Origin of the sequence: Kosakonia sp. SOY2 (assembly GCF_027109175.1) — a bacterium.
In the GTDB taxonomy this organism is placed as follows: domain Bacteria; phylum Pseudomonadota; class Gammaproteobacteria; order Enterobacterales; family Enterobacteriaceae; genus Kosakonia.
Genome location: NZ_JAPVXH010000001.1, coordinates 684,614 through 710,689, shown reverse-complemented (window position 1 = coordinate 710,689; position 26,076 = coordinate 684,614). Strand labels below are relative to the sequence as shown.

22 protein-coding genes are annotated in these 26,076 nt (G+C 55.7%); 2 read left to right on the top strand and 20 right to left on the bottom strand.

Annotated features, from left to right (window positions below; all coding sequences use genetic code 11):
• Window positions 1-41: 41 nt before the first annotated feature.
• A complete protein-coding gene (argS, locus tag O3S68_RS03325) occupies window positions 42-1,775 on the top strand; it encodes an arginine--tRNA ligase (RefSeq protein WP_020454135.1) in 1,734 nt (577 codons plus the stop codon).
• 61 nt (window positions 1,776-1,836) lie between these two features.
• Here the strand turns inward: argS and bglB are convergent, their stop codons facing one another.
• From bglB to flhB, 5 genes are all read right to left on the bottom strand, one after another.
• Window positions 1,837-2,976: a beta-galactosidase BglB gene (bglB, locus tag O3S68_RS03320; RefSeq protein ID WP_269230784.1), complete on the bottom strand. Its 1,140-nt coding sequence runs from the start codon at window positions 2,974-2,976 to the stop codon at window positions 1,837-1,839.
• A 10-nt stretch (window positions 2,977-2,986) separates the two neighbouring features.
• Complete coding sequence (locus O3S68_RS03315) at window positions 2,987-4,561, bottom strand: MFS transporter (RefSeq protein WP_269230783.1); 1,575 nt, start codon at window positions 4,559-4,561, stop codon at window positions 2,987-2,989.
• A 292-nt stretch (window positions 4,562-4,853) separates the two neighbouring features.
• Complete coding sequence (flhE, locus tag O3S68_RS03310; protein ID WP_160269671.1) at window positions 4,854-5,276, bottom strand: flagellar protein FlhE; 423 nt, start codon at window positions 5,274-5,276, stop codon at window positions 4,854-4,856.
• Window positions 5,276-7,354: a flagellar biosynthesis protein FlhA gene (gene flhA, locus O3S68_RS03305; protein WP_045511290.1), complete on the bottom strand. Its 2,079-nt coding sequence runs from the start codon at window positions 7,352-7,354 to the stop codon at window positions 5,276-5,278. The genes flhE and flhA overlap by 1 nt, the downstream gene beginning before the upstream one ends.
• On the bottom strand, window positions 7,347-8,498 hold the full coding sequence (gene flhB / locus O3S68_RS03300) for a flagellar biosynthesis protein FlhB (RefSeq protein WP_044489677.1): 1,152 nt from the start codon (window positions 8,496-8,498) through the stop codon (window positions 7,347-7,349). The genes flhA and flhB overlap by 8 nt, the downstream gene beginning before the upstream one ends.
• A 285-nt stretch (window positions 8,499-8,783) precedes the next feature.
• Between flhB and O3S68_RS03295 the strand changes: the two genes are divergently transcribed.
• Window positions 8,784-9,434, top strand: coding sequence for a CPBP family intramembrane glutamic endopeptidase (locus O3S68_RS03295; protein WP_269230782.1), 651 nt, complete (start codon window positions 8,784-8,786; stop codon window positions 9,432-9,434).
• Window positions 9,435-9,513: 79 nt separating this feature from the next.
• On the opposite strand, the gene cheZ is transcribed toward O3S68_RS03295, so the two are convergent.
• The 15 genes from cheZ to motA form a co-directional block, all read right to left on the bottom strand.
• Complete coding sequence (gene cheZ, locus O3S68_RS03290; RefSeq protein WP_020454142.1) at window positions 9,514-10,158, bottom strand: protein phosphatase CheZ; 645 nt, start codon at window positions 10,156-10,158, stop codon at window positions 9,514-9,516.
• A gap of 10 nt (window positions 10,159-10,168) precedes the next feature.
• Entirely contained in the window at window positions 10,169-10,558 is a 390-nt protein-coding gene (cheY, locus tag O3S68_RS03285) for a chemotaxis response regulator CheY (RefSeq protein WP_007371559.1), read from the bottom strand.
• Window positions 10,559-10,575: 17 nt separating this feature from the next.
• The gene (locus O3S68_RS03280) at window positions 10,576-11,625 is read right to left on the bottom strand and encodes a protein-glutamate methylesterase/protein-glutamine glutaminase (RefSeq protein ID WP_020454143.1); all 1,050 of its coding nucleotides are present in this window, start codon (window positions 11,623-11,625) and stop codon (window positions 10,576-10,578) included.
• Window positions 11,622-12,491, bottom strand: coding sequence for a protein-glutamate O-methyltransferase CheR (gene cheR / locus O3S68_RS03275; RefSeq protein WP_017458307.1), 870 nt, complete (start codon window positions 12,489-12,491; stop codon window positions 11,622-11,624). The genes O3S68_RS03280 and cheR overlap by 4 nt, the downstream gene beginning before the upstream one ends.
• A 19-nt stretch (window positions 12,492-12,510) precedes the next feature.
• A complete protein-coding gene (gene tap / locus O3S68_RS03270) occupies window positions 12,511-14,109 on the bottom strand; it encodes a methyl-accepting chemotaxis protein IV (protein ID WP_269230781.1) in 1,599 nt (532 codons plus the stop codon).
• Between the two features lie 41 nt (window positions 14,110-14,150).
• Window positions 14,151-15,815: a methyl-accepting chemotaxis protein II gene (gene tar, locus O3S68_RS03265; RefSeq protein ID WP_269230780.1), complete on the bottom strand. Its 1,665-nt coding sequence runs from the start codon at window positions 15,813-15,815 to the stop codon at window positions 14,151-14,153.
• An 86-nt stretch (window positions 15,816-15,901) separates the two neighbouring features.
• Window positions 15,902-16,864: a Csu type fimbrial protein gene (locus O3S68_RS03260; RefSeq protein ID WP_269230779.1), complete on the bottom strand. Its 963-nt coding sequence runs from the start codon at window positions 16,862-16,864 to the stop codon at window positions 15,902-15,904.
• A complete protein-coding gene (locus tag O3S68_RS03255) occupies window positions 16,864-19,257 on the bottom strand; it encodes a fimbria/pilus outer membrane usher protein (protein WP_269230778.1) in 2,394 nt (797 codons plus the stop codon). The genes O3S68_RS03260 and O3S68_RS03255 overlap by 1 nt, the downstream gene beginning before the upstream one ends.
• On the bottom strand, window positions 19,233-19,997 hold the full coding sequence (locus O3S68_RS03250) for a fimbrial biogenesis chaperone (protein ID WP_269230777.1): 765 nt from the start codon (window positions 19,995-19,997) through the stop codon (window positions 19,233-19,235). The genes O3S68_RS03255 and O3S68_RS03250 overlap by 25 nt, the downstream gene beginning before the upstream one ends.
• 14 nt (window positions 19,998-20,011) lie before the next feature.
• Window positions 20,012-20,485, bottom strand: a complete 474-nt coding sequence (locus tag O3S68_RS03245; RefSeq protein ID WP_044489678.1) for a Csu type fimbrial protein — start codon at window positions 20,483-20,485, stop codon at window positions 20,012-20,014.
• 91 nt (window positions 20,486-20,576) lie between these two features.
• Window positions 20,577-21,146, bottom strand: coding sequence for a Csu type fimbrial protein (locus tag O3S68_RS03240; RefSeq protein WP_269230776.1), 570 nt, complete (start codon window positions 21,144-21,146; stop codon window positions 20,577-20,579).
• A gap of 420 nt (window positions 21,147-21,566) precedes the next feature.
• Complete coding sequence (gene cheW, locus O3S68_RS03235) at window positions 21,567-22,070, bottom strand: chemotaxis protein CheW (RefSeq protein ID WP_007371553.1); 504 nt, start codon at window positions 22,068-22,070, stop codon at window positions 21,567-21,569.
• A gap of 22 nt (window positions 22,071-22,092) precedes the next feature.
• A complete protein-coding gene (gene cheA / locus O3S68_RS03230) occupies window positions 22,093-24,144 on the bottom strand; it encodes a chemotaxis protein CheA (RefSeq protein WP_269231649.1) in 2,052 nt (683 codons plus the stop codon).
• Between the two features lie 10 nt (window positions 24,145-24,154).
• A complete protein-coding gene (gene motB, locus O3S68_RS03225; RefSeq protein WP_017458317.1) occupies window positions 24,155-25,114 on the bottom strand; it encodes a flagellar motor protein MotB in 960 nt (319 codons plus the stop codon).
• The gene (gene motA, locus O3S68_RS03220) at window positions 25,111-25,998 is read right to left on the bottom strand and encodes a flagellar motor stator protein MotA (RefSeq protein WP_017458318.1); all 888 of its coding nucleotides are present in this window, start codon (window positions 25,996-25,998) and stop codon (window positions 25,111-25,113) included. Before motA ends, motB begins: the two co-directional genes overlap by 4 nt.
• Window positions 25,999-26,076: the final 78 nt, after the last annotated feature.

The window sequence follows — 26,076 nt, the reverse complement described above, 5'->3', positions numbered from 1 at the left end:
GCCGCCTCAGCGACGCGGTGTCCTAAAAGTAAGGTATCCCGGTGAATATTCAGGCTCTTCTCTCAGAAAAAGTTAGTCAGGCCATGATTGCAGCAGGCGCGCCAGTCGATTGTGAAGCGCAGGTTCGTCAGTCAGCAAAAATTCAGTTTGGCGACTATCAGGCTAATGGCGTGATGGCAGTAGCAAAAAAACTGGGCATGGCGCCGCGACAACTGGCCGAGCAGGTTCTGTCTCACCTTTCTCTCGACGGGATTGCCAATAAAGTTGAAATCGCCGGTCCTGGCTTTATCAATATTTTCCTCGCGCCTGAGTTTCTCGCCTCGCAGGTAGATGCGGCGCTGAAATCCGATCGCCTGGGCGTAACAAAACCGCAGCCGCAAACCGTGGTTATCGATTACTCCGCGCCGAACGTGGCGAAAGAGATGCATGTCGGCCATCTGCGCTCCACCATCATTGGCGATGCATCAGTCCGTACGCTGGAATTCCTCGGCCATAACGTGATTCGCGCCAACCATGTCGGTGACTGGGGCACCCAGTTCGGCATGCTGATTGCCTATCTTGAGCTGCAACAGCAGGAGAACGCCGGTGAAATGGCGCTGGCGGATCTGGAAGGTTTTTACCGTGAAGCCAAAAAACATTATGACGAAGACGCGGCATTCGCTGAACGCGCACGCGCTTACGTGGTGAAACTGCAAGGCGGCGATGAATATTGCCGCGAGATGTGGCGCAAGCTGGTCGATATCACTATGAGTCAGAACCAGAAAACCTACGAACGCCTGAACGTGACGCTGACCCGCAAAGATGTTATGGGTGAAAGCCTGTATAACCCGATGTTACCGGGCATCGTTGCGGATCTGAAAACCAAAGGTCTGGCGGTAGAGAGCGAAGGCGCGACCGTGGTATTCCTGGATGAGTACAAAAACAAAGAAGGCGAACCGATGGGCGTCATCATCCAGAAAAAGGATGGCGGCTATCTGTACACCACCACGGACATCGCCTGCGCGAAATACCGTTATGAAACGCTGCATGCCGATCGCGTGCTCTACTACATCGATTCCCGTCAGCATCAGCACCTGATGCAGGCCTGGACCATCGTGCGTAAAGCCGGTTATGTGCCGGATTCCGTGCCGCTGGAACACCACATGTTCGGCATGATGCTCGGCAAAGACGGCAAGCCGTTCAAAACCCGCGCGGGCGGTACGGTGAAACTTTCCGATCTGCTGGATGAAGCGCTGGAACGCGCGCGTCGTCTGGTGGCAGAAAAGAATCCGGATATGCCTGCCGACGAGCTGGAAAAACTGGCCAACGCCGTCGGTATCGGCGCGGTGAAATATGCGGATCTGTCGAAAAACCGCACCACCGATTACGTTTTCGACTGGGACAACATGCTGGCCTTTGAAGGCAACACCGCACCGTACATGCAGTACGCTTACACCCGCGTGCTCTCCGTATTCCGTAAAGCGGGTATTGAAGAGAGCGTACTGGAAAACGCACCGGTGGTGATTGGCGAAGAGCGTGAATCCCAGCTGGCAGCGCGTCTGTTGCAGTTCGAAGAAACCCTGTCCGTCGTTGCCCGTGAAGGTACGCCGCATGTGATGTGCGCCTATCTGTACGATCTGGCGGGTCTGTTCTCCGGCTTCTACGAGCACTGCCCGATCCTCAGCGCGGAAAACGACGAAACCCGTTTAAGCCGCCTGAAACTGGCCCTGCTGACGGCAAAAACGCTGAAACTCGGTCTTGATACGCTGGGTATCGAAACCGTAGAGCGTATGTAATCCCTTCCGTTTTTAGCCATAAAAAAACCCCGGCCAGCCGGGGTTTTTCATTTATCGCCTTTCAGAAATATTTGCGCAGATACTCCGTCAAACAGAGCATCGCCATCGCCTGGCCGTATGGCATTGAGGTCAGCGGGATCTGGCGATAAAACGCCAGATTACTGCCCATCCCGGTGCCGAACGACACCTGCAATAACTCCCCTTCCGGCGAAATATTTTCCACAATCGCTTTCACCGCTTTTTCCGCCACATCCGTGTAATCGGCGCTGATATAACGCTTACGCAGCGCTTTCAGAATGCCATAGGCAAACCCGGCGGTTGCCGAGGCTTCCAGATAAGAATCTGGATCGTCGAGCAGCGTATGCCATAACCCGCTTTCATGCTGGCACTTCGCCAGCGCGGCGATTTGCGCATTCAGCACCTGAACCAGATAACGGCGCACCGCATTGTTTTCCGGCAGATCGACAAGCTCAAGGAAATCCGGGATAACGATGGTCAGCCAGCTATTCCCGCGCGCCCAGCGCGCGTTGGCAAAATTGTGGTGACCGTCATAATTCCAGCCGTGGAACCACAGCCCGGTTTCCCTGTCCATCAGGTTCTGCACATGCAACAGAAACTGATACACCGCCTCTTCCACATAGTCTGGCCGGTTGAGCAATTTGCCGATTTTCGCCAGCGGCAGCACGGTCATCATCAGCGTGTCGTCCCACATCTGCTGGTGGTTCTCCTCCGCCAGCGTAATGTGCTGCATCCCGCCGCAGTCGGTGCGCGGCATCTCGTTCATCGCCCATTCGGCCCAGCTTTCCAGCCACGGGAGATAAGTCGGGTTACCGGTTTCTTCATAGCGATACGCCAGCGTCAGGAACGGTGCCATGGTATTGACGTTTTTAGTGGTTGCGCCTTCTGCAAAACGGTCGGCGAACCAGTTATCAATCACCTCGCGCACGCCCTCTTCGCCGGTCTGACGGTAATACTGATACATCCCGTACAGACCCACGCCGTGCGTCCACTCCCAGCCAGCCCAGCCTTTAGTATCAATCACGCGCCCATCGTCGAGACGGAGTAAAAACTCACCGGTGTTGTCGTGAATATTGACCAGGTTGTGCGTCACCTTGCGGATCAACGCTTTCAGTTCATCACGGGCGATAAAACGCTCTGGCTGACGCAGTAACGGGCTGTGTTTGACAGGCCAAACCTTCATATTCTTAACCTCAGTTATAAGTCGATTTCAGTGACGCGTCTTTCAGCGATGGCGCGGCAGGTTTATTGCGATTCAGATAGCCAATGTTGTTGTTGCCCCACAAGGATTCGTAAGGCATGCCCGCCAGCATTTCGACGGTTTCGCGCGCTTGCGGAGTGATACTTACTGGCATCGCGCGGCCGCTCTGGCGCATTTTGGCCGTTTCTTCACGCAGCACGCTGTGGGTTTTCAGGTTCAGCTTGAAGCGTAAGGAGACGAGGAAGCCGCAGCACAGTACCGCAATGGTGCCAAAGCACATGATCATCAAAATGGTGTGGCTCACTTCTGGCACCTGGGTTTTCTGCCCGGAGACAAAGCCAGACGCCTGCATCACAATCCCCACCAGCATCACCGCACCGGCCTGCGAGGCTTTACGGGTCAGCGTCATGATCCCGGCGAAGATCCCTTCACGGCGCTGGCCGGTGACCACTTCGTCAATATCCGCAATGTAGGTGTAGGTGTTCCACGGTACGTAGTTGATACCACCGCGTCCCAGACCGGCAACGGCAGACACCAGCAACAGCAGCGAATAAACATCGCTTAAACCGGCGTAGTAGAGCACGGCATAAGAGGCGGCACTCAGGCCGAACAGCACCACCACCATGCGGTATGACGGCGCAGGTCCGAAGCGGATGCACAGCGGTATCATGGCAATCACCGCGATGAACTGGAAAATCGCCATCGTGCCCAGCAAGTTGGAGGCCAGCGATGCTTCCTGCATCAGCACGAACACCACGTAATAGGTGAACACCGCGTTAAATACGTCCTGCGCGATATAACCGCCGAGGTACATCCCCAGGTGCTGGCGGAAAATCTTGATACGCAGCGTGGAGCTGAGTTCAACAAACAGGCGGCGCAAACTTTGCCCAAGCGTGAGGCTCTTTTTCTCTTCTTCCGCGCGCAGCGCCGCTTCGGTCCACTCTTCGCGCGGTCGTTCCCAGGTAAAGCACCAGACAAACGTCAGCATCAGCGCACAGAGCACCGAGAACACCAGACTTGCGTAGAAAAAGGAGACCGGGTTGTCTTTACCAAAGTGTGACAGCAGGACGCCCGGCAGGAACGAGGCCAGAATCGCCGACATCTGTGCCATGGAGATACGCGCGCCGGAGAATTTGGTTTTCTGTTTAAAGTCGTCAGTCATTTCCGGCACCAGCGTTTCGTACGGCACCAGAATCATGGTGTAGACCACATCAAACAGCAGATACGTCAGCAGGTAATACCAGAAACTCATGTCCCCTACCCACATTATTGAGTAGCTGAACACGCAAGGGATACCTAACAAAATAAAGAACTTACGTCGACCGAAGCGTTTACCAAGCCAGGTCGAACCGAAATTATCGGTTAAAAAGCCCATCAGCGGACTGACCACCGCATCCAGCACCCTTGCTGTCGCGAAGATAAATGTCGCTTCAATCGGCGTCAGGCCGCAAAAGGTCGTATAGAAATAGAGTAACCATGCTGCGGTTAACGCGGTTGTGCCCGCACCCAGAAAATCGCCCGAGCCATAGGCGAGATAATTAGCCAATCCAATTTTTCGTGTTTTCATTGCCGTCAACCCTGTTTATTTTGGGGGACCTTTGACGATCCGGCTTAGCCAAAGGAATTTCTTACACGGCTAAAGTAAGAGGATGTGCAACGGGAAACCTTTCTGTTTCTGCCATCAAAATTACGTGGCTGGCAAAAATGCAAAGAGTGCCGATACGCGCTTCACTGATTTATAAAACAGCGTTTCTGTTGCATCAAAAGGAGCAGTCAAAAATGCGGGGCGGATAGCAAAATCCCGCCAGTGCGGCGGGATTTTCGGGTGAAAAACGAGCTAACTCATTGAAGCGAAGCGGTTAGTTTTGCTGAGTGGGTTGACGGTAATTGACCAGCACTTTGTTACTACGAACGTCCAGCGGCGGCCATAACCGTCCACCGCCGGGCACTTCCCAGACAAAACGCAGCGATTCGAGTGCCGGAACATCGGTAAAGCCGCGCGTGGTGCCACTCTGCCCATCCAGCTCGACACAACGCGCCTGAGAACAGAGCCGAACAATTAACCCGGCAGGCGTCGGGCCATTTAATTCATAGCGCCACGAGACATCCGTCATCAGCCCGTTTACTGGCTGCGAGGGGCCCAGCGGTCGTGATGAAGAGACCACGCCGCGGTTATCCAGCCGGATACCGATACTGCTGGCCTGCCACATGCCTTCGCCAATGCCGTTTCCGGCCGCGTGGGCAAACAGCGGCAAAGCCACCAACCAGGCCAGATAACGCATTATTTGCCTCCGATAGTCGCAGTCATACGGATGCTGCGGTTATCCGACATTTCCATGTTCGACAACACCACCAGTTGCGGCAGGCTGCGGCGCAGGAAGCGCGCCAGCAGTGGACGCAGCGCATGGTTCACAAGCAACACCGGTGGCGCACCCAACATTTCCTGGCGCGTTAACGCTTCCTGAGTTTGTTCCAGTAAGCGATCGGCAAGACCCGGCTCCAGACCGCCACCGCCCTGCAATGCCTGCAACAGCAAACGTTCAAGCGGTGTATCAAGACCAATCACCTGCACTTCATCATTACCCGGGAACCACTGCTGGGTAATGGCGCGGCCCAATGCCACGCGCACCACCGCCGTGAGTTCGTGCGGATCGGTTTGCAGCGGCGCATGCTCGGCCAGCGTTTCGAGAATGGTGCGCATATCGCGGATTGGCACTTTTTCGGCCAGCAGGTTTTGCAGCACTTTGTGCAGCGTGGTCAGCGTGACGACGCCCGGCACCAAATCTTCGGTCAGCTTCGGCATCTCCTGGCTCACCCGGTCAAGCAGTTGCTGCGCTTCCTGACGACCAAACAGCTCCGCCGAGAATTGACCAATCAGGTGGTTAAGGTGTGTTGCCACCACGGTACTGGCTTCCACAACGGTGTAGCCCTGGATCTGCGCCTGTTCTTTCAACGCGCTCTCAATCCAGATAGCGGCCAGGCCAAAAGCCGGGTCCACGGTTTGCTCACCCGGCAGCGTGCCCGCCGCCGTGCCTGGGTTAATCGCCAGCCAGCGACCTGGGTAAGCCTCGCCGCTACCAATTTCCACCCCTTTCATCAGGATGCGGTAACGGGCAGGCGGCAGATCCATATTGTCGCGGATGTGGACAACAGGCGGCAGGAAGCCCATATCCTGCGCGAATTTCTTACGAATACTGCGGATACGGCCTAACAGTTCGCCATCCTGCTGGAAGTCCACCATCGGGATCAGGCGATAGCCCACTTCCATACCGAGGGAATCTTCAAGCTGCACATCGTTCCAGGTGGCTTCCACCGCCTGGGTGTTTTCCGGCAGCTTCATCGGCGCGGCTTCAGCAGGCGCAGCCTGGTCTTTACCACGCAGCCACCAGGCAAGACCGAGCAGCGCGGCGGTAAACAGCAGGAACACAAAGTTCGGCATCCCCGGCACCAGCCCCAGCAGGCCGAGTACGCCGGCGCTGAGCATCATCACGCGCGGATTGCTGAACAACTGGCCAACCATCTGCTGGCCAACATCCTGATCGGTGCTGACGCGGGTGACGATAACCCCCGCCGCGGTAGAGATAACCAGCGCCGGGATCTGCGCAACCAGACCGTCACCGATGGTCAGCAGGGTGTAACTTGAGGCCGCATCGCCCATCGACAGACCATGTTGCAGAACGCCCACCAGCAAACCGCCGATGACGTTAATAACCATGATCAGAATACCGGCGATGGCGTCGCCGCGAACGAACTTACTCGCACCGTCCATCGAACCGTAGAAGTCCGCTTCTTGCGTCACTTCAGAACGGCGGCGTTTCGCTTCATCTTCACCGATAATCCCGGCGTTGAGATCGGCGTCAATCGCCATCTGTTTACCGGGCATCCCATCGAGTACGAAACGCGCGCCCACTTCGGCGATACGTCCCGCACCTTTGGTGATAACCATAAAGTTGATGATAACGAGGATGACGAACACCACGATACCGATGGCGAAGTTACCGCCAACGAGGAAGTGACCGAAGGCTTCAACCACCCGCCCTGCCGCCGCCGATCCCGTATGCCCTTCCATCAGGATAATACGCGTCGAAGCGACGTTCAGCGCCAGGCGCAACAAGGTGGTAAACAGCAGGATGGTCGGGAATGCGGCGAATTCCAGCGTGCGCTGGGTGAACATCGCCACCAACAGCACCATGATGGAAAGTGCGATGTTAAAGGTAAACAACAGGTCGAGGATAAACGCCGGTAGCGGCAGCACCATCATCGACAAAATAAGCAAAATGAGCACCGGCCCGGCGAGAACCTGCCATTGGGTCGATTTCAGATTGCTGGGTAGACGCAGCATTGCTACCAGATTAGCCATCAGTGTCCTTCTCGTTCAAAAAGTCCAGCGCCTCAGGCACCGGGAGATTCTCAGGTTTAACAGGTCGTTGCCCGCCGGACAGACGCCAGCGTTTCAACTGCCATACCCACGCCAGCACTTCGGCAACTGCCGCATACAGCTGGCCCGGGATTTGCTGACCAATTTCAGAATGGCGATAGAGCGCACGCGCCAGCGGTGGCGCTTCGAGGATCGGCACACGGTTCTCCGTCCCCAGCTCACGAATACGCAGCGCAATCATTCCCGCGCCTTTGGCCACCACTTTCGGCGCACTCATCTTATTCTCGTCGTATTGCAGTGCGACGGAGTAGTGCGTCGGGTTGGTGACAATGACATCTGCTTTTGGCACATCGGCCATCATGCGACGGCGCGCCGCTGCACGCTGCATCTGACGGATGCGGCCTTTAATGTGCGGGTCGCCTTCGCTCTGTTTAAATTCGTCACGGATGTCCTGGCGGGACATGCGGAGTTTTTTCAGATGGCTGTAGATCTGCCAGAAAACGTCAAACCCCACCATCGGGATAATGCTCAGCGCCACCAGCATCGCGCACAGCCCGGCCAGATTGAGGGCGCTCGCCATAGCGGTCAGCGGCGATTCGCTCATCAGACGCATCATATCCGGCCAGTGATGCCATAAAAAAAAGCCCGCGACGCTGCCCATCAGCAGCGCTTTCATCAACGCTTTCACCAGCTCCGCACCCACTTGCGCGGAGAACAAACGCCCCAACCCGCTGAGCGGGTTGAGCTTGGAAAACTTAAACTCCAGCGATTTGGTGCTGAACACCAGCCCGCCCAGCATCACCGGCGCGACCAGCGCGATGATCACCACGCCCGTCAACAGCGGCAACATACCGAGCAGCACGTTTTTTAACATCACGATGATCTGCCCGAGGATCAGGTTCTGGTCACTGATAATCTTGTGGTCAAAACGCAGCCCGGATGAGAGCGCCATCGATAACCTGCGACCAAACGCTTCACCGCCAAACCACAGAATGCCGATACCGACCAACATGATCAGTAGCGATGTCAGTTCTTTGGATCGGGGGACTTGCCCTTCTTCGCGCGCCTTCTCTAGTCGGTGCGCTGTGGGGGCTTCTGTTTTGTCGTCGTTGTCTTCAGAGGCCACGGCCAACACATCCACGGGTTACAGGTTTGATGACATATTGCCAGAGTCAAGCCTGTCCAATGGGCAGAGTAAGGCATAAAAACAGAGGGTTTTCGCCATTTGAGGTGTCGCCTGATGTTCAACCCCGTCGGCTGAAACGCAGACCAAACGGCAACGCTAGTGGTAAAATCCTGCCTAAAGCCCATTTTTTATCGACATATCCTGATTATTAACCGCAGAACAGAAATGCCAGCGCTCTCCTTTATAATGGTCAGCTTCGCGTATTTATCGGCACGGACGTTTTTTATGCCACGACACCTGGACAGAATTTCGCATACGGCGATTTGCATCGCGGCGTTTGTTAGCTATTACAGCCTCTTTTATCTGGCTTTTTTCATCCCCGGTTTTATGACGCTTTATCGAAATGGCCTTGCCGTGCCGTTTCTCTGCACCGCGCTGTTATTGCCTTGTTCACTGCTACTCTGGCGCTATTACGCGCGCCATTTTGAGGGGCTATTACCCGTTGGCACACTGGCACTGCGTAACCTAACGCTGCCACTGCTGGCGCTGGCGGTGATGCTGGTGATGGAGAAATTGTTTCAGCAGCCCGAACCCTGGCTTGATTCGCTGCGTGGCTACACCGGGTTGACCCGCTGGGCGTGGATTTTAACGGCGTGCCTGGTGGCCCCCGTAAGTGAAGAGATTATCTTCCGCGGCTTTTTACTCAATGCCAGCCTGGGATGGGGAAAAGCGCCGCAGCAAGTGGGGATTGTGCTGACCTCACTGCTGTTCGCCGTCATCCATATGCAATATCACGCGCCCATCACCTTTATTCAGCTCTTTATTTTTTCTGCGGTGTTATGTGTGGTCAGGCTCGGTACGGGCGGCTTGATTGTCCCGATGGTGTTGCATGCGCTGGCGAACACCTTCTCAATGGGGGATATTTTCCTGCAATAAAAAAAGGGAAGGTTTCCCCTTCCCTTTTCCTTGTCAGACACGCGCCTTCAGGCTGGCTGAAAGCGCGTGTACAGAAACATCAGAAGCCCAGACTGTCGAGCAAGTCGTCGACCTGATCCTGGCTTGCCACCACGCCCGCTTTGGTCGCGTCGAGTTGTGGGCCATTGAGCAGGCTGTCGTTTTCACGCTTCGGCCGTGCGGACTGTTCCGGGATGTTCTCCAGCAGCACCATCAACAGCTGACGTTCGATCTCCTGAATAACATCCATCATGCGTTTGATAACCTGACCGGTGAGGTCCTGGAAATCCTGCGCCATCATGATGTCCAGCAACTGGGCGTTGGTGAAACTGGTGTGCCCCGGAATTTCGCCAAGGAATTTGCGCGTATCGGTCACCAGTTCACGCGCATCCGCCAGTTCGATCGGGTTTTCAAACCACTCGTCCCAACGTTTGCTCAGTGCTTTCGAGCCTTTTTCCATCTCATCCTGGTGCGGCTGAGAGGCTTCAACGCTGTTAAGCGCGCGTTCTGCCGCTTGCGCGGTCATCTGCACAACATAATCCAGACGGTCACGCGCGTCCGGAATCGCTTCCGCAGCTTCGGCAATCGCCTGGTCGAGACCTAATTCGCGCAGGCTATCACGCAACATACGCGTCAGGCTGCCAATCCGGGCAATGATGTCGCTGGGTGAATGTTCGTCCGCTGGTTTAATTGAAGGTTGAATCATTAGCCAGTCCTCACATGCCAAGTTTCTCGAAGATCTTACCGAGTTTCTCTTCCAGGGTTGCAGCGGTAAACGGTTTCACCACGTAGCCGCTCGCGCCGGCCTGCGCCGCCGCGATGATGTTCTCTTTTTTCGCTTCTGCTGTAACCATCAGCACCGGCATGGAAGCCATATTGCTGTCGGCACGAATCGTTTTCAGCAGTTCCAGACCGTCCATGTTTGGCATGTTCCAGTCAGAGATAACAAAACCGAAGCCACCCGTCTGCAATTTGTTTAACGCATCAACACCGTCTTCTGCTTCTTCAACGTTGTTAAATCCCAGCTCTTTTAGCAGGTTACGTACAATTCGACGCATGGTGGAAAAGTCATCCACGACCAAAAACTTAAGCTCTTTATCCGCCATAAAAAATTACTCCTGGTTCAAATACGTATCGCCTGTCCGGCACTGATTTTCGCCAGCATCTGCTGGCTTACCTGGCTAAGATCGACCACTTCGCTGACGCCACCCATATTGATGGCCTCACGCGGCATGCCGAACACCACACAACTTGCTTCATTTTGCGCAATCGTCCAGGCGCCCGCCTGGTGCATTGCTAACATTCCGGCCGCGCCATCGTTGCCCATCCCCGTGAGAATCACTCCCACGGCGTTACGCCCCGCGTGTTTCGCCACCGAATTAAACAGCACGTCCACCGACGGTCGGTGCCGGTTAACCGGCGGGCCGTCATGGATCTTAATTTGATAGTTCGCCCCGCTACGCGCCAGCTCCATATGCCGATCGCCAGGTGCAATATACGCGTGTCCGGGTAATACGCGCTCACCATCTTCCGCTTCTTTGACGCTGATCTGACAGAGCTTATTCAAACGCTCAGCAAATGAGCGGGTAAAGCCCGGTGGCATATGCTGAGTGATAAGAATACCCGGACTTGAGAGCGGCAATGGCTGGAGTACATGCCTAATTGCCTCTGTTCCTCCGGTTGACGCGCCAATTACCAGCAGTTTTTCCGAGCTGAGTAACGGCCCGGCTTTCAGCATGGTCGGCGCTTCCATCGGTTTATGCGCCGCGATACGCGCGCGTGACGCGGTGCGTACCTTGTCGGCAATCATCTCGCTGTAAGCCAGCATGCCTTCGCGAATGCCAATCTGCGGTTTGGTGACAAAATCAATTGCCCCCAGTTCCAGCGCCCGCAGCGTCACTTCCGAGCCTTTTCCGGTCAGTGAAGAGACCATTACCACCGGCATTGGACGCAAACGCATTAATTTTTCAAGGAAATCCAGCCCGTCCATGCGCGGCATTTCCACATCCAGCGTTAACACGTCCGGGTTGAATTTTTTAATTAAATCCCGGGCAACCAATGGGTCTGGCGCCGTCGCCACCATTTCCATATCGCTGTGGCTATTGATAATTTCTGTCATGATCTGGCGCATCAATGCGGAATCATCGACGGACAACACCCTGATTTTACTCATGCTTTATCCTTACTCAGCGCATAAACTGTTTGCCCACGAAGGGTAAACTCACGCACGAGGTTGCTGAAGTTCTCCGAATGCCCGGCAAACAATAATCCGTCCGGCTTAAGCAGCGGAGCGAAACGATGCAGAATGTCCTGTTGCGTCGTTTTATCAAAATAAATCATTACGTTACGGCAAAAAATTGCGTCGAAAGGCCCCGGAACGTTGTATTGCTTATCCAGCAAATTGACCGTGGTGAAATCGACGTAGTTCGCCAGTTCCTGCCGTACGCGCACCAGCCCGGCATGCGGGCCTGTGCCGCGCATAAAGTAGCGTTGCATCTGCTGGGGCGAGAGGGTTTTCAACTCGTCCTGGCGGTAGATGCCGCTACGCGCTTTTTCCAGCACTTCTGTATCAATATCGCTGGCGAAAACTTTCCAGCGACCCGGTGCCATACCCAGCGCGTCAGCGAGGGTAATGGCAAGCGAGTACGGCTCTTCGCCTGTCGACGCCGCCGCGCTCCAGACCCGGTATTCCCCCGTGCGTTTGCGCGCATGGTCCGCGAGAACCGGGAAGTGATGAGCTTCCCGGAAAAACGCGGTGAGATTGGTGGTCAGCGAGTTAATAAACGCTTGCCACTCGGCGCTGTTCTGGTTCGCTTCCAGCATGCTCAGATAGCGGCCAAAATCATCTAGCCCAAGCGTGCGTAAACGGCGGACAAGGCGGTTGTAAACCATGTCGCGTTTATGATCCGCGAGGACAATCCCCGCACGCTGGTAGATCAATTGACATATCCGACGGAAGTGCGCGTCGGACAGCGCCAGGCGCTGTGTCATCTGTTGCAATATTGATGACGTTTGCCCGTTAGGCATGGATGATGTCATAGCGCCTTCTCAACTAGGTTCAGGATGCAACGGGCACTGCCTTAGGCGGTGCCACTTCGGGTATTGCGACATGCTCTTCAATCTTAAATACGGCCACCAGCGCGGTAAGGTTATCTGCCTGGTTAGCCAGTTGGTCGGTGGCGGAAGCTGCCTCTTCAACCAGCGCAGCGTTCTGTTGCGTCACCTGATCCATCTGTGTTACTGCCTGAGCCACCTGCTCTATCCCGCGCCGTTGTTCATCGGACGCGGAGGCGATCTCGCCCATGATGTCGTTGACCTGAGTGACAGAGCGGACGATTTCCGTCATCGTCTGCGCGGCGGTATCCACCAGGGTGGATCCCTGCTGAACGCGGGAAACCGACTCTTCAATCAGGCCTTTAATCTCTTTTGCCGCCTGCGCGCTGCGGCTTGCCAGGTTACGCACCTCACCGGCGACCACCGCGAACCCCCGACCCTGTTCACCGGCGCGGGCCGCTTCCACGGCGGCGTTCAGCGCCAGAATATTGGTCTGAAACGCGATGCCATCAATCACACTGATGATGTCGCCAATTTTCTGCGAGCTGCCGGCAATCTGCTGCATGGTACTTGCCACGCTCGATGTCTGCTGCCCACCTTTTCTCGCCGTTTCCGCCGCGCTCTGCGCAAGTACGGAAGCCTGACGGGCGTTATCGGCGTTCTGGCTTACCGTCGACGTTAATTGCTCCATGCTGGCCGCGGTTTGCGCCAGCGACGCCGCCTGCTGCTCCGTTCGCGACGATAAATCATTGTTGCCCGCCGCGATTTCCGAGATACCGGTATGCATCGCGTAGCTGCCCTGGCGGACATCGCTCACCGTGGTGCGTAACGCAGTTTGCATCTTTTTCAGGCTGGTAAAAATCGCCGAGATCTCGTTACGCCCCTCAACGGCAATCGGTCTTGCCAGATTGCCTTCAGCGATGCTGTCAAAGTGGCTGCTGACCACCGCCAGCGGCTGGACAATCATCTTGCGCGACCAGAACAACGCGGCGCTGGTCAATAACGCGGCGAGAATAACCACCACGACAAAAATCACCGCCGAGCGATGATAATTACGTTCACCATCCGCTCTCGCCTGTTCAGTAAAGTGGTTAATGTGTTTCTCCCACGCACTGAAACTGGCATCAAACTTATCCTGCGACTCCTGCACCGGCGCGGTCATAAAGTCCGACAGCTGGTTGTTTTCAAGCCAGGTGGCCTGGTGCTCCAGGTCACCGCGCCAGGCGGTGTAACTGGCCTGCGTGATTTCCTGTAATTTTTTGCCTTCCGGTGTCATCACCTTCAGGCCAAGAAACTCTTTCTCTACCTCTGCCGACTGCTTGAGGCTGGCTTTCGCCTGGGTCATCAGCGCCTTGATGTCATCCGGCGGATAACTCAGCGCCGTTAAGGTCCCTGCTTTGTTCAACGCGGTGCTGGCCTGAAGCAGCGTGGCCCGCATCTGCATTAATGCGCTGCGCTGGTGATTACTGTTTTCTACTTCTTGTAAGTGTGAAGTGCTCTCTTTAAATGCCCAGAAAGACAACCCGTTACTGCCAACCTGTAAAATGCCACACACGATCAAAATCAAAAAAAGTGTTGTCGAGATGCGAATACGATTTAACATTAACGCCCCATCTGGCGGAAAAAGTCCGCGGTTAAGAACTGCTAAAATGTTTCCCAGTTATCCTCTTGTCCGGTTACAAGTTGGCGACTCCGCGCCGGGGTCTGAGCGCTGCCTGCTGCCGGAGTTGTAGCACGCGGCGCCGGTTTGCCGGATACAGAAGAAAGGCGGAAAGCAGATACCGCCTGCGTCAACAAACTGGCTTGTTCTTCTAAGGCGGCCGCTGCGGCTGCCGATTGTTGTACCAGTGACGCGTTTTGCTGCGTGACGCGATCCATTTCGGATACCGCCAGCGCAACCTGATCGATGCCGCGGCTCTGTTCATCAGAAGCCGAGGCGATCTCACCCATAATGTCGTTCACCCGGGTTACCGCGTTAACGATGTCCGACATCGTCTCCCCTGCGCTCTCCACCAGCACAGAACCGGTATCGACACGGGAGACAGAATCTTCAATTAAGCCTTTAATTTCTTTCGCCGCCTGCGCACTGCGGCTGGCAAGATTGCGCACTTCTCCGGCGACCACGGCGAAACCACGCCCCTGCTCGCCCGCTCGCGCGGCTTCCACCGCGGCGTTCAGCGCCAGGATATTGGTCTGGAAAGCAATGCCGTCAATCACACTAATAATATCGGCAATTTTTTGCGAACTGCCCGCAATGTCGTGCATGGTTTTTACCACGCTGTTGACCACTTTACCGCCGCGCTCTGCCGTTTCCGACGCACTCTGCGCCAGCAGTGCAGCCTGACGGGCGTTATCGGCGTTCTGTTTCACCGTGGCGGTCAACTCTTCCATACTGGCGGCGGTCTGCTCGAGCGCGGACGCCTGCTCTTCGGTACGGGACGAGAGATCGTTGTTGCCGGCGGCGATTTCACTGGTACCGGCATAAATGGCATCTGAACCCTGGCGAACGTTGGTCACCGTTTCGATCAGCGCGTTCTGCATATGGTCAACGCTCTGCGCCAGCTCGGTCATTTCACTGCGACCAGCTATGGTCAGCGAATGTGTCAGGTTGCCACCGGCGATTTCACGGATATGGGCAATGACCGACGACAACGGCGACAGCAGAATACGGCGAATGCCATACCAGACCCCGGCCAGCACGATCACCAGCGCCAGCGCCAGGATCGCCATCTGCCATTTGGCAAAGTTGTAATCACTGACGCTCTGTTCCCAGGCATTGCGATAGAGGCCTTCACTCAAATCCGCGTATTTCTTCATCGCATCGCCAAGGGCGTTTTGCATCCCCTGCGTCGGCTGCGCCATAAAGCCGTTAATATTGCCGGCTTCAAGGAACTGCACCAGTTCCGCCAGCGCGGCATTGTAGGTGCGGTATTTCTCATCCAGCGTCTGGCGCGCGGCGTCAGTTTCCGGCAGCGATGGCAGCGCGCGGAAGGCATCGTAATGTTTTGCCGCATCGGCAAGCGACGCTTTCGCGCTGTTCAGCAAATCGGTTTTCGCACTGCTCTGCTGGTTGCTCGGATCCAGCAACATCCGCGCCGAAGAACGGCTCAGGTTGATACGCGTTTGCAGCATCAACTCCCAGGCTTTACCTAATTCCGTCTGTTGCATGCGCAGGTCATTGGAGACCGCAAAACTTTGCTGGTTTTGCTTAAGCGACGAAAAAAACAGGCCACCAGAGACAAGCTGCAACAAGGCAAAGACCACCAGCACGCTCATAAGCAGAGTAACGACGCGGATACGGTTCAACATGCAACACCTTCTTGATAAGTTCTTAACGGTGTTATCGGCATGCGGCCACGGAACTTTACATTTGCGAAAGGGAATTAAATTATGACTTAAAACGCGATATCCACAGTTAAGGTATCACTATATGTTCCCCCCGGCGGCGTGGTCTGCGACGTCAAAATTTGCGCGGTGTAATTGTAGGTTCGCAGCAGGCCATCGGTGCTAACCTGCGATGAGACGCCGCTTGACCAGCGCTCCGCGCCGGCGCTGCCCCAGCGGTTGGTGGTTGCCCCTTTGTAAATCTCATAACTGAGCCGGTTGCTGCCGCTGGCCATATTCCGTGCGCTGCCGTTGTAGTAGCCGCCGTTGTTGATGCCGACGGTGTAAACCATGCCTTTCGTACAGGTGATGGCAACAGATTGCGAAATGGTCGGGAAGTTGCGCACCAGCGGCGCGCTGCCAAAATTGACGTTCGGTGCGCTGATGGTGGTGCAGTCGTTGGTGATGGTGCCGTTGACCTGCAGGCTGGTGGTCGCCGTGCCCGTTTGGGCTGTCGAACATAATCCTAAAACCCCCACCGAGCAGACGTTATACGCGACGCTAAAATTGAGCGTCACTGTATAAGGCCCGGCGCTGACGTTTTGCCCCGGTACGGTGAGGAAATAGAGCGGCAAGGTGTAGGTTCGTGTGCCCAATAACGCCAGCAAGGCTGAGCCGTTCCAGGTGTAGCTGTTGCCGCTGATAGTCGCTTCGCTATTATTTGCGCAGTTGGCCTGGCCGCAGACACGGAGCGGGATCACATCCGTCACGGCGGCATTATCAGACCGTTTCATGACACCCCGGTTCGAGGCGGTAGCGCTCGCCCCGGTCAGCGTCAGGGTAATTGAGTCGTTGGTGAGCAGGTTGAGCGCCGCGTCGCAGCGCACAATCAGGCTGGCGGTGGTGTTTTGCGCCGAGGCGTTAAGCACAAACGAGGTCACCGTGCCGAACGCCCCACTGGTCGTGCTGACCGTACAGGCCGACCACGCTGACCCGCTGCTCAGGAGTAATAACAGAAGAAGTCGCCAAAGCATCAGGGGTTCCTCCGGCAGGTCAGTGGCCCGTAGGTTTGCAATTTATGGTCAGGATTGGCGAGCAGCGTGAAGCGGGTGTCGCAGGTTTTGCCATCCGGCAAACGGACATGCAGCGCATTGGCTTCATCCAGGTTTTCCAGCCACGCAATGCCGTCATAGCCGACAATTGCCGTGGCTTTACCCGCCCGGTCAACTTCGCTGGCAAGCGGAATGGCTTCGCCGTTTTCATCATGCAGGATCACGCTGGCGACGCGCTCCTGCACCATCGGAAATTCCACCAGATAGCCACTGCGCCGACGCAGCGAAATTTTGCGCTCGGTATCTTTCAGTTGCGTATCCGCCGGTAAGTTCAGCGTATTAATGCTGTAACTGGCCGGGTAATAGGCAGATACCCCGCTCACCAGCAGATAGCCGTCACGGTTGGTTTCCCCCACCGGCTGATTTTCATAGTTCACCGGTACACCGCCGTGACCGCCGGTGCTGATCACCGCAAACGCGTCATTGATGCGGTTGGCGGCAAATAGCTGGCCATCCATCAACACCAGCGACCCCAGCGCTTCGCCCCACCATGTCAGCATGTCGCTTTCGCCGTAACCGCCGCCCTGCAACTCGACATTGTTATTGCGCCAGCCCAGCGTGCCTTGCTGGTAATTTTTCGCCTGCGACTGGTGCGCAAAAGCCATGTTCCAGCTAAAACCACCATCGGTCGGCATGGCGTGGTTATAGTTGATACGCTCGGTGGAGCCGCTATCGGGGGTTCGCTCCATACTCACCGCTGCGCTATCCATGTCGCCAATCGGTATTTGCAGCGACAGGGCAAATGTCCAGTCGCCCTGCTGGTTATCACGGCTCGCCGCCAGATAAAGGCTACTGCCGCCCCACAGATTGCGGCTCCAGGAGAGGTTGAGCAGTTCCGTATTTTTATTATCAAAGCTGCGTACTCCGATCCATGCCGCGCCCACGTTGCCGAAATCGCCCATATTAACTGTCAGCGCATATTGATCCGTGTTGCGACTCAGGCTGGCGACAGGCCGCTGCCCGTTGCTTTGCTCGTTGTTGTAGAGGTTGCGCTGGTCGTAGAGCGCCAGATTGCCAAAGCCGCGATCGCGTCGGCTGTGCTGCGTATTAACGCTAAACAGGCGGGTATTGTACTGATACCCCCAGGCAAGCTGGCTGCCGTTATCGCCAGACATGCGGCTTTGCGTCCATGCCCCGTTCATCACGCCAAGCCGCCCGAGTTTCAGCACCGCGCCCGCGCCGCCCAGCGTCAGAGACTGCGCCGCTTCGCCATGCCCTTCGAGGGTTAAATAATCGCTCACTCCATAGCGATACGATCCGCTGGCCACCAGCGTCCCGTAGTCAATATTCTCGACGCCGTAATTGCGCCGCAGCGCCCCCACGGTAATCGCTCCGTCGCTCAAGCCGGGTTTGAGCAAATCGCTGGCGACATAAAAAGGCAAGGTGGTGCTGACCTGGCGCCCCAGCGCATCCGTGGTAACCAGCACGGCATCCCCCGCGCCGTTGATATAGGGCATATTGGTCAGCGTGAAGGGACCCGGTTGTAACTGCGTGTTCCCGGCGCGATAGCCGTTAATAAACACATCCACCGAGGTCGGTACTGCCGCTTCGCCGGAAAACGCGGGCAGTGGCCAGGTGACCAGATCCGGGCGCAGGGAGAAGTCGCGCCCGTAACTGACGCCGCCGATACGCACACTGCTGCTCCAGGTTAATGCATCGGAAATAACATCGCCCACGCTCCACTGCGTGGCGTCATCTTCATCGGTAAACGTGAGGGTGGTGTCATAACGCATATACCCTTCCTGCTGCCTGAGGCTGCCGGAAAGTGTCTTACGCAGTGCACCGGTTGAGGAGAGCACGCCGTTGCCGTTGAAGTAGCGAAACTCATGCCACAGCGCCGCCTGACCGCCGATGTGTTCGGTGGTGCTGGTGTAGACATCGTAATTGAGTAACGCGCCCTGGCCATATTTCGGTGTCGTGCGCCGCAGACCCGAGTTAAACGCCGTAGCACGCTCCGGCACCCACTCACCGGGCACCGAGAGCAGCAGACGCTGACCCGCGCTGTCATAATCGGCGCGCACATTCGCCAGTGCCGACACATTGACCTCCCCTTGCGGTAGATGCTTAGCAGGCAGCCCGGCCTGCAGGAGATCGGCGCTGGAGACAAAAAAGGCGTTCTGCCGCCGGGTCACGGGCACCACCCGCCGGGTATCGTAATGGTTAATCACCAGGCTTAAATGGAATACCGCGTGCTCATTGATGGCGTGCGCATCGGGCGGCGGCGGGAGCATATCATCGCCCTGTTGTGCCCGTGCTGAACTCGCCAGCAGCATAAAAGTGACCGGTAAAATCAGTTGCCCGCGGACGACTGCCATTCGCTTTCCCTGGCATTGATCGTCGCCTTCATTTCCACTGGATTATTGATACCCGCGGGTAGCGGCCAGCTACGCACACTGTGCGGCAGCACATAACCGAGTAGTCCCTCGGCAACCTGCCGCGTTTGCCCGCCTTGCCGTACGCTGACTTTGCTTAAGCGGACATGGACATCACCATTGTTACGCACTTCCAGGGCCGGTTTGCCGTTTTCCCGGCTCACCCGCCAGTGTAAATCTTTGGTATCTACCAGCGCATGATGCGCGCCGCTGGTGTGAGTTTCGATGCCGGTGCCATAAACAAAGAGCGGAATCGAGTAGCGCATTTGCAGCTTGAGGCCAATCTGCGGTTTGTCGCTGTTTTCCGGCTGCGGGATCTCATCAACGATGATGCGATAAGCCTGTTCGACACCCGCCGGGATTGACGCCTGCTTGATCAGGCGAATCAGCTGTTTGCTCTCTTTTTCGATTCTCACAATCGGTGGGCTGGCAACGATCTCGTTTTGTTGCTGGTAGCGTTCAAGCCCCCTTTCCTGCTGCCAGCGGACAATGCGCACCTGCATGGTGGTGGGCGCTTCACCCTGGTTCTGGATCCATAATTCGGTCGCGTTGCTGGTGGCGCTGAGCCACGGATCGATGGGCCAGAGCAGAATAGTGGCCGCCGCAAAAACGTTGCCCGCGCTAAGCGTCAGCGCACAGGTACACAGCACGCCCGCCGCGCGACCCGTCGAAATGACCTTCATCGCCTTCTCCCTTGTTACCATGACAATGTCACAGTGAGTTGATCGGTATAGGTTCCCGCCGGGCTGAACCCGGTTAGCTGCGCCGCACCGAAAATCGCCAGCGAGATAGTGTTGCTATTGTTGTAAGCGACAGAGACGGCCTGGTTAACGCCGATCTCGGTATTTGCCGCCAGCGTGCTGCTGGTATAGAGGCGATAAGGCACGCGATCTGTACCGCCGCTGCGTTGCATGTTGCGCACGTTTGCGTAGTTCTGCCCGCCGTTGATACTCATACTCAGCGCCACGCCGGGCGTGCAGCCCAGCGAGAACGACGCGCCAGGCACGAAACTGGCGGTGACCTGCCCGCTCTGCACGCCGCTGCGGGTGCCAAAATTGAGTGAGCCGAGTGCCCCGCCGCTGCCGCTCACCACTGAACAGCCGGGCGCGATGGTTGCGCCCACGGTGAAGGTTTGCGTCGTCACCGCAAAGGCACCCTGCGGGGCCATCATCGCGAACAAGAGCAGCCCAGAAATGACGCGCAGAGATCCCCGGTTCCCCCGCAGGGAAACGCGCATGCCGCCTGGCATCATCTGGGGAGGTTTAGTACGTCACGCTCACATTGATCGTATCGGTATAGGTACCCGGTACGACGCTAACGCTGTTGCCACCGCCAGAGATCCGCCCATAGAGCGTGTAGTTATCGACACCACCGGTCGTAGAAGCGCGAGGAATGTTGGTGTTGTTGGTGATGACGTTGCTGAAGCCGCTATCGCTATAAAGGCTGTAGGCAACGCCTTGCGTGGTATTGGCCGCATTGACCAGGTAACGGGCAGGCGTTCCCGGTGTGCCGACCACGGTGCCCGGCGCGGTAGAGTTGGTGTTGCCGGTTACCTGCACGGTGTAATCGGTTGTCGTACATTGAATACCGAAACTGTTACCGCCGCTTGCGTTGGTGAGCTGGGTGGTGAGCTGTGAAAACGTTGCCGGATGCGTACCAAAATCAAGCGTACCAAAGTTGATCCCGTTCTGGCTTGGCGAGCCATTAATCAGGCAGCCGTTAGTCAACGTCAGGGTCGCGCCAATCGTCCCGCTACTGGTGACAGCACGCGCGCTTTGCGCGGCCATTACCAGAACACCGCTTGCCAGCACATAAAGTAATTTTCTGTTCATGTTTCCACCTCCGAAAATACCGCGTGCTGTTTATTTCACCGCGCAATTAATTAGCCACCGAAATAAGAAAAACACGCAAACAATTAAAGCAGGAATAACAGAAATTTAGTTTACGCTGCGCGCTTCAACCACTTAAACGCAACGGCGTGAGAGCAATAAGCAGGTGATGGTTTTATGCCTTCAAATCATTGAGTTAGCCAATAATTAATGGCTAATCCATTAATTTCCCGAAAGATATATACCTTTAGTTGTGATAAACATCACAATATATGACCAGCCGTAACGAGAAGTAAGAGAACTTTATGAAATAGAAATTAAGCGGGGATGAAGGATATATATTATAGCGGCAGAAAAAGAACAAAAATAAAGGCGGATGAAGCAGCTTCATCCACCTTTATTATTACGCGACTGGCGTGATTATTACGCTACGTGCGTGGCTGCGATATCCAGCAGCGCCATTTCTTCGCTGTTGAGCAGTTTCTCAATGTTTACCAGAATCAGCATACGGTCGCCGAGCGCGCCGAGGCCGGTCAGGTATTCGGTCGACAGCGTGACCGCGAATTCCGGTGCCGGGCGGATCTGGTCAGATGCCAGCGACAGGACGTCGGAAACACCATCAACCACAATCCCCACCACGCGCTGACCGAGATTCAGCACGATAACAACCGTGTTGTCATCATACTCGACATCGCCCTGGCTGAACTTCACGCGCAGGTCGACAATCGGCACAATCACACCGCGAAGGTTGGTGACGCCTTTGATAAAGTCGGGGGTATTGGCGATTCGGGTCACCTGATCATAGCCACGAATTTCCTGCACTTTGAGAATATCGATTCCGTATTCTTCATCGCCCAGAGTGAAAACCAGGAACTCCTGACCTGATGGCTCGCCCGCCAGTTTTGCTACATTACTCATACCGGTCATGTTTTATACCTTCTTAACTAAATCAGGCGGCTGTGTGCGCCATACGATGTTCACGATTCAATCCCTGCAACGCTGATACGTCAACAATCAGCGCGACGCTACCATCCCCAAGGATAGTGGCAGCAGAAATGCCCGGCACTTTGCGATAGTTGCTTTCCAGGTTTTTCACCACCACTTGATGCTGACCAATCAGTTGATCAACCAGCAATGCATAGCGACGACCCGCGCTTTGCAGAATAACGACAATCCCCTGCGTAGCCTCGGTTTTCGCGCCCATAACATCAAAGACTTTCCACAGTTCAACCAGCGGCAGATATTCGCCGCGCACTTCCAGCACGCGCTCACCACCGGCCAGCGGATGCAGATCCTCTTCACGCGGTTGCAGCGATTCCATTACCGCGTTCAACGGCAGGATAAAGACTTCGTTGTTCACTTTTACTGACATGCCGTCGAGGATCGCCAGCGTCAGCGGCAGCAGGATACGAATGGTCGTCCCGGTGCCCTGTTTCGATTTGATTTCAACGTGGCCGCCCATCTCCTGGATGTTACGTTTCACCACGTCCATGCCCACGCCGCGTCCGGAAACGTCAGTTACCTGTTCAGCGGTGGAGAAGCCCGGCGCGAAAATCAGCATGCCCACTTCTTCATCGGTCATGTTCTCGTGTACGGCCATCCCCTGCGAAATCGCTTTCGCCAGGATACGTTCACGGTTCAGACCTGCGCCATCGTCGGTCACTTCAATACAGATGTTCCCGCCCTGGTGTTCCGCCGAAAGGATCAAGTTGCCGATAGGCGACTTCCCTGCTTCCACACGTTTTTGCGGCGTTTCAATACCGTGGTCGAGGCTGTTACGCACCAGGTGCGTTAACGGGTCAATAATGCGTTCGATCAAGCTTTTATCAAGTTCAGTTGAGCTGCCCTGCAGCGTCAGTTCCACTTGTTTATCAAGCTTGCTCGCCAGATCGCGAACCAGGCGTGGGAAGCGGCTGAAGACGTATTCCATCGGCATCATACGGATGGACATCACCGATTCCTGCAGGTCGCGGGCGTTGCGTTGCAACTGGCTCATGCTGGTGATCAAATCACCGTGCGTCACCGGGTCCAGCTCGTTCGAACGCTGTGCCAGCATGGACTGGGTAATAACCAGTTCGCCTACCAGGTTGATAAGCTGGTCAACTTTTTCGACCGCAACACGGATACTGGTCGATTCACTGGCGCGGGCTGCCGGTTTTTCACGGCCTGCCGGTTGCTCTTTCGCTACCGCTTTCAGCGCAGGTGCCGCAGCCGGAGCCGCCTGCACCGCCGGAACAGCCGCTGCTGCCGGCGCTTCAGCCACTTCAGCCGGGGCTTCAACAACCGTTTCTGCTGCCGCGGGCGCGGGTGCCGCTTTTTCGAAAGCGATTTGATCCGCTTCGATAACAAAGCACAGCACCGCGATAATGTCGTCTTCGCCCACGCCACCGTCGATAGTCACGCTCAGGGTATCTTTCCCCTTCACCACATCGCTCAGCGTGCCGAGGTTGCCCAACTCCTCTTCGAGTAAGTCAACTTCATTCTCTTTCAGGCGAGAAAGAACGATTCGTAATTTACCGTCGTTTTCAGCGGCGGGCGCTGTCGCATCAGATGCCAGTGCGGTCTCTACAACCGAGAGTTTTGCACCATTCGCAGCGGCAGGAACGACCTCTCCTTTTGCCTCCAGCGCCAGCTGGCGCAGGGCATTGCAGATGTATTCGAAGCTTGCGGCATCTGGCTCTGACGAGCTTTTATAGGCATCGAGCTGTTCCTGCATAATATCTTTGGTTTCCAAAAACAGGTTGATAATGTCGGTGTTGAGCTGCATCTCGCCACGCCGAGCCTCATCAAGCAGGTTCTCCATCAGGTGAGTTGTTTCCTGCAAGATGGTAAAGCCAAATGTACCCGCACCGCCTTTAATAGAGTGAGCAGCACGGAAGATGGCGTTGAGCTGTTCTGAATCCGGCGCTTCCGGCACCAGGTCCAATAAATGTTGTTCCATATCGGCCAACAGTTCGTCGGCCTCATCAAAGAATGTTTGGTAAAAATCACTAATATCCATGCTCACGCTATCACCTCGGATTGGCTTGTGGCGACGTAGGAACTGCTGCCGGAGACGAGGCTGCTGGCGCGGGTGCTGCCGCTGCCGCTGGCTCTGGCTGTGTAATCGCGCTTATTGGCGCACTCTGACTTTCGGCGTTCTCATGCAGAATGGCCGCTTCTGCTTGTTTATTCAGCACCAAAAGACTAATTCGGCGGTTGATTGCTTCATCCGGGCCGCGGTTGACCAGGCGCATGGTTGCCGCCATGCCAACAACGCGCATCACTTTGCCATCATCCAGGCCACCGGCAACCAGCTCACGGCGCGACGCGTTAGCGCGATCGGCGGAAAGCTCCCAGTTGCTGTACCCTTTATCGCCGTTAGCGTAAGGGGCATCGTCGGTGTGACCGGAGAGGCTCACTTTGTTCGGGATCCCATTCAGTACTGGCGCAATCGCCCGTAAAATATCGCGCATATAAGGTTCGACTTCCGCGCTGCCGGTTTTAAACATCGGCCGGTTCTGGCTATCGATAATCTGTATACGCAACCCTTCCTGTACCAGGTCGATTTTCAAATGCGGACGCAATGCGCGCAGTTTGGGATCGGCTTCAATTAACTGGTCCAGATCGCCGCGCAATTTACTCAAACGCGACTGCTCCATGCGTTTTTTCAGGTCGTCAATATTGGGCTGTTTTTGTACTTCGCCCTGTTGCTGTGTGTAGTCATCGCCACCGCCCGGAATCGGGCTGTCGCTGTTCGAAATTCTCGGCCCACCCGTGACCGCAGTTGCCAGCGGCGTGCGGAAATACTCCGCAATCTGGATAAGCTCTTTCGGGCTGGAGATGGAGATAAGCCACATCACCAGGAAAAACGCCATCATCGCCGTCATAAAGTCGGCATAGGCAATTTTCCAGGAGCCGTGTCCGCCGCCACCGTGGCCTTTATGTTTTTTTCGTCTAACTACGACGATCGGATGGGACTGGTTTTTCATGCGTCCTCAGTCGTCGTCTGTTGGTTAGGGTTTCTGACCGCACGAACATGTTCGTCCAGTTCGATAAACGACGGGCGCTCGCTGGAGTAAAGTGTTTTACGACCAAACTCAACCGCGATCGGCGGCGCATAACCGTTCAGGTTCGACAGCAGGGTTATCTTCACGCACTGCATCATTTTGGCGGTTTCCGCACTCTTCTGGCGAAGTACGCTTGCCAGCGGAGAGATAAAACCGTATGCCAACAAAATACCGAGGAAAGTTCCCACCATCGCATGCGCAATCAGCGCACCCAACTCCGCCGCCGGACGATCCGCCGAGGCCAGCGCATGTACTACACCCATTACCGCCGCCACGATACCGAACGCCGGAAGTGAGTCACCGACCATCGCCAGCGCGTTCGCCGGGACTTCGGCTTCGCTTTCATGGGTCTCAATCTCTTCGTCCATCAGCGCTTCAATTTCGAAGGTATTCATATTGCCGCTGATGATAAGTCGCAGATAATCCACGATAAATTCAAGCATCGTCGCATCCGCGAGAATGCGCGGGTAGCTGGCGAAAATCTCGCTCTCTTTCGGGTTTTCAATATCCCGTTCCAGCGAGAACATCCCTTGCTGACGTGATTTCGCCATCAGGCGATACAGCAGCGCCAGCAAGTCCATATACATACTTTTGGTGTACTTCGAACGGCGAAACAGCAAAGGCATCGCTTTCAGCGTTCCTTTGATGGCTTTACCGTTGTTGCCAACGATGAATGCACCTACCCCCGCGCCCCCGATGATGATCAGTTCAGACGGTTGATAAAGTGCCCCAAGTTCTCCGCCGGTCATCATATAACCGCCAAAGACTGCACCAAGAACAACCAGGTAACCTAATACGATAAGCACGACATCATCCTTCTGCTAATGACTAAGGCTCGGGATAAACATTTCAAAGGGTTAACGCGAGTAGCAGGTAAAAAAAAA